The organism is Streptomyces yerevanensis (genome assembly GCF_000716805.1).
Classification (GTDB): Bacteria; Actinomycetota; Actinomycetes; order Streptomycetales; family Streptomycetaceae; genus Streptomyces; species Streptomyces flaveus.
In genome coordinates this window covers 1-353 of sequence record NZ_JNWJ01000241.1, presented here as the reverse complement: position 1 = coordinate 353, position 353 = coordinate 1, and the positions used below count along the sequence as shown (strand labels likewise).

1 protein-coding gene is annotated in these 353 nt (G+C 67.7%); it reads right to left on the bottom strand.

All coding sequences use genetic code 11. The features are described from left to right. Positions 1–322: fused MFS/spermidine synthase (locus tag OP79_RS49245; protein ID WP_245685769.1), on the bottom strand; the 322-nt coding region annotated here is incomplete at its 3' end. Positions 323–353 lie beyond the last annotated feature (31 nt).

Below are 353 nucleotides of genomic sequence, written 5' to 3'. Positions count from 1 at the left end.
TGCGCTGCAGCTGGTCGACCGGCATCGGCCGGTCTCCGGCCACAGCTACGACGTTTCCGCCCTCCTCCCCCTTGATGATCTTGTCGAACGAAACGATCATCACATGCGGGAACACGGCGCGCAGCGTCGCGATCTCGGACCGCGCGAAGTCGCCGGGGGGAAAGTCGATCATGTTGACCGTGTACAGACCGCCGGGGCGCAGGACGCGTCGTCCTTCCTCGGCCACCTCCTGGGTGGTCAGGTGCCACGGCGGACTGTGCGCGCCGAACGCGTCCTCCACTATCAGGTCACGGCTGCGGGACGGCTCTTCCCGCAGTCCCATGCGCCCGTCGCGAGTGACGACCCTGAGCCGG